This window comes from Aminobacterium sp. (assembly GCF_034926885.1).
Lineage (GTDB): Bacteria > Synergistota > Synergistia > Synergistales > Aminobacteriaceae > Aminobacterium.
The window spans coordinates 1-8,250 of the sequence record NZ_JAYFQR010000026.1; the positions used below are offsets into that span (position 1 = coordinate 1).

General features: G+C 38.5%; 6 protein-coding genes. 2 read left to right on the forward strand and 4 right to left on the reverse strand.

Annotated elements, in window-relative coordinates; all coding sequences use genetic code 11:
* Positions 1–99: 99 nt before the first annotated feature.
* From VB083_RS10120 to VB083_RS10130, 3 genes are read right to left on the reverse strand one after another with little or no spacing between them, the layout of a single operon-like run.
* Positions 100–237: a hypothetical protein gene (locus VB083_RS10120; RefSeq protein WP_323402020.1), complete on the reverse strand. Its 138-nt coding sequence runs from the start codon at positions 235–237 to the stop codon at positions 100–102.
* A gap of 7 nt (positions 238–244) precedes the next feature.
* Positions 245–3,370: an ATP-binding protein gene (locus tag VB083_RS10125; protein WP_323402021.1), complete on the reverse strand. Its 3,126-nt coding sequence runs from the start codon at positions 3,368–3,370 to the stop codon at positions 245–247.
* On the reverse strand, positions 3,358–4,671 hold the full coding sequence (locus VB083_RS10130; RefSeq protein WP_213701572.1) for a metallophosphoesterase family protein: 1,314 nt from the start codon (positions 4,669–4,671) through the stop codon (positions 3,358–3,360). Before VB083_RS10130 ends, VB083_RS10125 begins: the two co-directional genes overlap by 13 nt.
* A gap of 35 nt (positions 4,672–4,706) precedes the next feature.
* On the opposite strand from VB083_RS10130, the gene VB083_RS10135 reads away from it, so the two are divergent.
* Positions 4,707–5,945 (forward strand): SLC13 family permease, encoded by a 1,239-nt coding sequence (locus VB083_RS10135; protein ID WP_323402022.1) that lies wholly within the window; start codon positions 4,707–4,709, stop codon positions 5,943–5,945.
* Entirely contained in the window at positions 5,939–6,919 is a 981-nt protein-coding gene (locus VB083_RS10140) for a cobalamin-dependent protein (protein WP_323402023.1), read from the forward strand. The genes VB083_RS10135 and VB083_RS10140 overlap by 7 nt, the downstream gene beginning before the upstream one ends.
* Here the strand turns inward: VB083_RS10140 and VB083_RS10145 are convergent.
* On the reverse strand, positions 6,857–8,041 hold the full coding sequence (locus VB083_RS10145) for an MFS transporter (protein WP_213691416.1): 1,185 nt from the start codon (positions 8,039–8,041) through the stop codon (positions 6,857–6,859). The genes VB083_RS10140 and VB083_RS10145 overlap by 63 nt on opposite strands.
* Positions 8,042–8,250: the final 209 nt, after the last annotated feature.

The following is an 8,250-nucleotide window of genomic DNA, read 5'->3' on the forward strand; positions in this document are numbered from 1 at the left end:
ATGTCATGGCGGGTTTACCTCCTATATCCTTTATTTTGGTTGTTTGAGCAACACCAGTATAAAGGAGAGGTGCCCGCCTTTTTCATTATCTCTTTCACTTTACCTAAGTAAACGGAACGAAACTCTGGCCCATCTACAACCAACTATTTCTATTCCTTCGACAGAACCCACAACGTTGTATGTTATAGAAAGAGCCTTCGGATCTGGATCATAAAGAGCAATCCATACTGGAGTCATTTTTACATCATACTACATCCTCTAAATGAGAAAAACTACCGTTATTCATTGTAAAAACACTGACATTATTTTCTAAATTTTCCTTAGCTTGATAAAAAATGTTTACTAAATCTCTTCGACATGAGAAAAGGAGCACTTGTTGGTGTAATGCAATTTCCATAAGTGCTTTTAGAGCACCTATCTGTCTTTTCTCATCAAAACGAACAAGAACGTCATCAAGAACAAGAGGAAGAGGTTCCATCCTTTTCCCATAAAGAGTCGCCAAAGCAAGCCGAATAGAGAGATAGACTTGATCGGCAAGACCACTGCTCCAAATATCTTCTTTTTTGCGAAGCAATCCGTTTTTTTCTTCTAGTTCCACTGAAAAGCCCCCCTGCTCCGAAGCTGTAGAAAGAAGCGTATATCTATCATCCGTCATAAGTTGCAAGTATTTTCCTGCCTTTTTAAAAACTTCCGGTTGTCTTTCTTTTTCATGTTTTTGCCGGGTTTGTTCCAGAACATAGCGACATATAACAACGGATAGCCATTCTTTCAAAGTACGTCGAAGTTCTTCTGTTAACGCTTCTCTTTCTAAGAATAGCCCACCAAGTTCTTTATTTTTTTCGAGTTCTTCGAGCCTATTTTTCAAATGACCTTGTTTTTGGTTTAGTTCTTCTAATTTATCTGCAAGGAATCCTTTTTTCTCCTCTTTCTCCTGTTTATAGAGATGGGCTTCTGCCGGAGATCTTTTTTCAAGTTGACTTAAAACCTGCTCTAGATGTTCTTTTCCACCAGATATAGCAAGAAGAGACATTTTATTATTTTCAATTGCCTCTTTTAATTTCTTGGCTTCTTGCCATTTTTCAGCCATATTTGTAAATTCATTCTCATTTCTGACACCTGTTTCTTCGAAAAGCTTTAACTTACTTTCTTGAATTTGACTCAAAAAAAGAACGTTTCTCTTGTGAGACTCTATTAACTGCTCTTTTTCTATTTTTATAGCCGTTAGTTTCTCTTTTTGTAGCTCAGTCTCATCAAGCAAAGAAGTAAGAGTGTCGATACAAGAGACAAGAGAGCTATTTTCAAAAACGGAAGACAACGGCAAAACTTCTAATATAGTTTGAAGTTGTCTTCTTTTTTTCTCAATATATTCCTGTGAGGAAGAGTAATCTTTTTTCATCTCCTTAATTTTTTCAAGATTCTGGCGAAGCTGTTTTATATGACTTTCAAATTCACTCCAATGCTCAATTTTCAACTGTTTAGGAGAACCTGTTTCTTCAAGAAAAGAAGTCCATTCTTGTCTGAGATTGTGTAAAAGGTCTGCTGTTTCATCAAGTTCTCTCTGACAATGATTCATTTTCTTTTCGCAAGATGCTACCTCCTCTGCAAAAGCATCTCGCAGCTGTAGGGATTGCAAATATGCTTGTACATTCTCAAAACAACTATCGATATATTCTTCTACTTCTTCAAAGCATACAGATTCTTGTGGAGAAGAAAGGAAGTTCATCTCTTGCAGCCTTCTAAGAAACTCCTTTTCTTGCTCCTTATCTCTTTTTTGTAAAGAAGAAGAAAAATCTTCTTTAATTATGATTTCCCGTTTTGCGCGAATGTACGGTATCAAAAGAGTAAAAGCTGCAACAAAAAGCGTACTTCCAACTATAAAAGATGGGGACCACGTACCCAAAAAGCCTAAGACTAACATTACAAATCCCAAAAGAATCATCAAAAAACTCAAATTTTTATATTTCATTTTTGACAATAAAATATCTATATTCTTTGCTTCTGCTTCCATTTGAGCTTGAAGTTGATCTCGCTCTTTTACAATTTGTCGCAAAATTGACCTGCTCTTTTTTATTTCTTCAACAGACATGGGGGGCAATTGTTCCTTCCTTTTTTCTACCTGGTTTTCATGCGATAAATAAAGACTCTTTTTCCCCTCTAATTCTTTTTGTGCCTGTTCTAGTGCCTCTTTTCTCGTTAAGTATTGAAGCTCAAGTTTGTCGTTTTTTTCTTTTATGTCGCTTCCTTTTTTCGATATACTAAAGGAAACATCTAAAGACTCCAGATCGTTTACTGTCCAATCTTTACACAGTTCTTTTATTTTTTTTACAAGATGTAGCTCATCATCTTCAATTTCATCCCCTTTTCTTTTAATACACTCCTCTTCTCGAACTATTCTGTTTCTGTCTTGTGAAATAGAACGAATACTCTCTTTGCACTGAAGAACTTTTTCAATGGAAGGGAGGTCAAACTCTTTCAATCTCTCTTCAAGTTTGCATGTTTTCGTCTCAAGTTCTTCCAATTCTTCTTTTCTTTTTATTTCTTCATTCTGCATCTCAAGAAAACGTTGGCAACCATCATCAGGAAAAGAAATAGCAAACTGTATCTTCTTCAATTTTTTTTGGGCTTCAAGCATCTCTACCCACGGGGTGCGTGCTTTCTCTGCCCATTCAACAAGAGATACATCATGATAAAGAGATGAGAGTTCTTTGCGTATTTTTTCTATGCCAAGACTATTTGCTTCTATCTCTTTCTTTTTTTGAAGATACTCATCTTTATACTGTTGAAGACTTTCTATACGCTTATTCGCTCCCCTTATTTTCTCTAAAAGAATATTTACTTCCGTCGAAGACCGCCCACGACCTTGCTCTTTATAAAGTTTTTTCTCTCTTTCTAAAAGTGAAGAAATGAATGCGGGGAGAGAGGCCGTTCCCAAACCAGCTCCGGCAGAAAAGAAACGACTCTGTATTGCTTGTTCGTTAAGTGGCTTGATTTTTTGCATATCTTCAAGCCCAATAGCAAAAATACGCTCATACGCTTCTTGATCTATATATCCTAAAATGTCTTCAATTGTCCTTTTTCTGTTTTTTTCTGAAAAACTAATTTTTTTCCCGTTCATGCTCAAACACAAAGACTCTCCATTGAAAGCTTCTATAGTTAACTGCCCTCGTTGATTTCCTCCATCTAGAGGAAGATATAAATTACGATTTGAACGCCCGTCAGGACACCCGAAAAGACAATAGCGAAAGAAATTCATAAGGGTTGTTTTGCCACTTTCATTCTCTCCAAGAATGAGGGATAACCCTGGAGGGAAACGACCCGTTACATTTTTTAACTGACCAAAACCTTCAATATTGAATTCTACAAATCGCATAAGAGGTTATCCTCCCCTTGAAGCAACCCATCTAATCCTTGTACCATTGCTTTTTCAACAATTTCTCTTATTTCTTCTGCGCTAAGTTCTTCTAAAAAAGAATCAAGTTCTCTGCCTCTCCACCGTGTGGTTCCAAGTGCTTCATCTATAACGGAGAAAAAGTTTTCTCTGCCGCAACATTCTGACTTGAAAGTATCCATTTCACGAATAAAATCACCAATAAATGATTCTGTCTTCCGCATATTTTCTATTGGATAGAGTGGATGCACTCTATTCTGAATGCGTTCAAACCAAACAAAATCAGAAAGCGTTTCTTCTGTTTTATTAAGTTCTTCAGCCATTTCTTCCAAATACCCTTCGCGTGATAAACGGCGGGAAAGAGATGTATTCCCTGTAAGAGTAACTCGAAGCATAATGCCTCTTTTCTCAGCTATTGTCCGATGTTTTTCTCGAAGTGCATGGAGGGCTTCAAAAATATCTTGATCTGATTCTAAATGAGAGGTATCTATTTCTTCTTCTTCCCAACGAATCTGATCCGTGGGACAAAAAATAGATTGAATTGCCCTTCCTGCACTGACTTTTACAAGATAGCATCCATGAGCCCCTGTCTCACGAATACTTCTTCCCTGAATCGTTCCTGGATAAACAACAACAGGATCTTGCCGAGATATTACAAGAGGTCTATGGATATGCCCTAAAGCCCAATAATCTATTGAAGATTGTCGGAGGTCATCGAGAACACAAGGAGCATAATTCGCGTAATCTTGTATTCCGCCTGCATTGCAGTGAAGAAGAGCTATATTAAAACCTTCTGCACCCTGAATAGATTCCGCCATTTTACGAGCAATATTCTTATTCTCTTCACTCTCTGGATAGCTATATCCAATAATATTGCCAATGTTCAAACCATCTTTTGTCTGCAATGGAAAAACTTCTACCTCATTCTTAAAACGAAAGACCTTATCAGGAAGGGCTAGTTTTGCCTGGTCTCCATTGAGAGGATCATGGTTTCCATGAACTATATAGGCAGAAATTCCGGCATAACTTAAGCGAACAAGTTGCTCTCTGAGAGCAATCTGAGCACTAAGACTTCGATCTGCGCTATCATAAAGGTCCCCTGCAAGAAGTACAAAATCTACTTTTTCCTGAAGTGCTAAATCTATAATCCTTTCAAAAGAACGAAATACAGCTTTACTCAATTTTTGAGCAATAACTGGCGAATATGAGCGAATTCCTCGAAAAGGACTATCTAGATGTAAATCAGCACAATGAAGAAAAGTAAAATTTTGTTGGAGTCCCATTTTATTGCCTCCTATCTTCTGCTAGACTCTTCTACATGACAACTCTAATGGTTGAAAATGGACTTGTATATGTTATTTTCATTCTCGTATATCTTGGCATGATCATCGGTCGCTTTCCCAAGTTAGCTCTCGACCGAGCAGGTATAGTTTTACTCGGAACTATTTTTCTGCTTATTGCTGGTCCTTTTTCCAAAGAATCACTTTTATGTAATATAGATATCTCTACTATTATGCTTTTATTCGGATTTATGATTATCTCTGCTCAACTTCGTCTCGGAGGTTTTTACACTCTTATAACCCGGAAAATAGCCGCTTTCAATGGCTCTCCTCAAAAATTTCTGGCTATTCTCATTATTGTATCAGGGTCGCTTTCTGCTCTTCTGTCAAACGATATTGTATGCCTTGCAATTACGCCTGTTTTAGGAGAAATTTGTATAAGGAAAGAATTGAACCCTCTTCCATTTTTTCTTGCGCTAGCCTGCTCTGCAAATATAGGATCTGCTTTAACTCTTATCGGCAATCCTCAAAATATGCTTATAGGACAAGGACTTAATCTTCCTTTTGCTCATTATATGTTTTTTGTCCTTCTACCTGTGGGACTTTCTCTTCTTACTCTTTGGGGGCTTGTATGCCTACTATATAGAAAAAAGTGGGATAAACACCTTTCTTTGCCTCAAAATATTGAACTTCCTTTTCATGCTTGGCAAACTGTAAAAGGAATTACGATACTTAGCGGGGTTATGCTCCTGTTCCTCTTTTCCCCTCTCCCCCGAGACTACATTGCTTTAGGAGCTGCCGCCATTCTTCTTACAAGCAGAACAATGGCTTCTCACAAAGCGCTTAATCTAGTTGATTGGCAGCTAATCATTCTTTTCATTGGACTGTTCATTATCAATGGAGCCTTCGCCAAAGTCGGAGGACTTGACGCTATAGAAAGAGGTCTCCACTATGTTGGAATTTCTTTACACCATCCGAGCTGGCTATTCTGGTGTACAGCTACTCTCTCGAATATGGTTTCAAATGTTCCTGCAACAATGCTCCTTCTTCCCCTCGCAAAGACTCATATGGCTGGACCAATCTTAGCCCTCAGCAGTACATTTGCAGGAAATCTACTCGTCGTTGGAAGTATTGCTAATATTATTGTTATAAATGGAGCCAGAGAGATGGGACTTTCCATATCATGGAAAGACCACGCACGACTCGGCATTCCCGTTACACTGGCAACTCTTTTTATCGCCTGGGGATGGATTCTTGTAGGAGGAAAAGTATGGTAACAATTTGTTTCGGAACAGTTGCACCCTCTTTAGAAAATGTCGGAGGGGAAATAATTACAAGATGCCTCCGAAAAAAAGGGTATACAGTTATAGATCTTGGAGAAAATGTTACTGCTCAAAAAATTGACAAAGTTATCTCTAAAACTAATCCAGATCTTATAGCGTTATCGTGTTCTGATACAAGCTGTTTCGAAAACATGGAAAAGATTATTGTCATAGCAGATAAAAATAACATCCCTGTTCTCATCGGAGGAGCCGCCGCTTCTCTTCACCATATCGCACTTTTACGCACGGCTTTACATACTCCGTTTGTCTATTATAGCCGCAATGCTAGCGATGTTCTTTCAGTGATTGAAAAAGCATTAAAACATGAGAAACCCGATTCGCCCAAATCCGGTACGGGAAGAGTTTTTGAGCTTTCTGGCAAAGAAAAAAATATATCTGACGCTTTGGGATTTTCAATTTTGGAAGGAAATATAGAAGATATCGTTATTCGAGAAGGAACCCGCCAATGGTGTGGAAATTGTCCGGGCAACCTTAATCATACGTGTCCCTTAAGCAGTGGATATACCATTCAAAAGTCACTTGAGGAAAGTAAAACTTTCATCCGACACTTTCGAAAAGTCTTTCTTATTTGTCTGCCTGTCCTCTCAAAAGAAGAACGAGAAATACAACGAGAAAGGCGAAAAGAAATATGGCTTGGTATGAAAAATTTTGAGCTGCTATTCTCCAAACGTTATTCTGATATCCTCCTCTTTAAGCTCCCTATACAATGTCCACTTTGCGAACCTCAAGACTGCCTTATCCCAGAAAAAGAGTGTCGCCATCCAGACTATCAATTTCCCATGCATGAAGAATACAATATTGATATGATGGAAACAGCTCGTACAATTGCAGGAGACCGTTCTACTCTAGAAATGTACGCCCTTCTTCTCGCTGATTCTTTTCCAGACCAAAAAATAAACGAAGAATGAAGCCCCACACGCAAAAAGAGAAAATCCTCTGAAGGCCCATGAAATGCCAACTAATGCTGACGCATATCCAATATATATGGGTAAAAGCGTCCAACTAATATCCATCGAGAAATAAACCATCGAAGAAGCTCGCCCCCTAAATCGTTCTGGGATCATATCTCCAATTAGAGCCAGATGAGTAGGGTATCCATACCCTACTGCCGCCCCATACAAAAGACCAAATAGAGCAATTACAATATTACTATTTGCAAAAGATGCCCCGAAAAGGGCAAGTCCCATTCCTCCGAAGGAAGGTGCCGCAATCATCATTCGTGAAAAATGGCGATAGACTCCCGTACAGAAAAGGCGAACGATAATAGCCCCTACAGAAATAGCCATCATAAAAATAGAAGGATTAAGCCCTCTGCCTAAGGCAAGACTCGAAACATAGGCAATAGATGCATCTGTTAACCCTAAAAAAAGGCATGAAATTAAAAGGAATTTTACAGGTGTCTCTTTAAAAAGCATAAGATACGATGTTTTATTCTGTTGGCTGAAAGAAAGTTCATCTTGCACCGGTGGTAAAAAAAAGGCCATGCATATAGCAGCAAGAGCTGCTACGGGAGCCATAAGCAAATAGGGCAAATTCCACCCCCTACAAATGAAAAATTCAGAAAGGGGTATAACAGTAAAAGAAGTTAAAACTCCACCTATACTTGTAATAGAAAAAGCTGTTCCTCGAATTTGCTCTGGGATAACAAGAGATTGATATGTTGTCGTCGCTACAACAAATACACTGAACCCTGCCCCCATAAAAAGCCGAATAAAATAAAGGACTGCAGGAGTATGCCTCGTTAAAGCAAGAGAAAGGGAGGAAAAGAAACAAATACTTCCAGCAGTAACCATTGTTTTTCGAATGCCAATACGTTCTATGAACCATCCCGCAGAAGGACGCGTTACAGTAGCAGCAAGATAAAAGGCACTGATAATCCAACCAACACACTGAGGCTGAAAACCTATATTACGCAAAAAAGGCGGCAGCATAAAAAAGATATGAGAATAAGAAAAAACAGAGAAATAAGTAAGAAGAATAAGAATTATTCTGCCTCGCCATGTGGAAAGTGCTGGTTCTCCTGTTGTCATCGCCTTTCACCTCCTTTTTAGACACCATACGACCCGCCTCTCTCTTTGTAAAGTCTTTTTTGTGAAGAAATTGTAGATGGGCCAGAGTTTCGTTCCGTTTACTTAGGTAAAGTGAAAGAGATAATGAAAAAGGCGGGCACCTCTCCTTTATACTGGTGTTGCTCAAACAACCAAAATAAAGGATATAGGAGGTAAACCCGCCATGACAT

What these genes read in the sequence shown, in the direction of transcription:
- VB083_RS10120 (WP_323402020.1), bottom strand. Translation starts at nt 237, where the DNA reads ATGACTCCAGTATGGATTGCTCTTTATGATCCAGATCCGAAGGCTCTT.
- VB083_RS10125 (WP_323402021.1), bottom strand. Translation starts at nt 3,370, where the DNA reads ATGCGATTTGTAGAATTCAATATTGAAGGTTTTGGTCAGTTAAAAAAT.
- VB083_RS10130 (WP_213701572.1), bottom strand. Translation starts at nt 4,671, where the DNA reads ATGGGACTCCAACAAAATTTTACTTTTCTTCATTGTGCTGATTTACAT.
- VB083_RS10135 (WP_323402022.1), top strand. Translation starts at nt 4,707, where the DNA reads ATGACAACTCTAATGGTTGAAAATGGACTTGTATATGTTATTTTCATT.
- VB083_RS10140 (WP_323402023.1), top strand. Translation starts at nt 5,939, where the DNA reads ATGGTAACAATTTGTTTCGGAACAGTTGCACCCTCTTTAGAAAATGTC.
- VB083_RS10145 (WP_213691416.1), bottom strand. Translation starts at nt 8,041, where the DNA reads ATGACAACAGGAGAACCAGCACTTTCCACATGGCGAGGCAGAATAATT.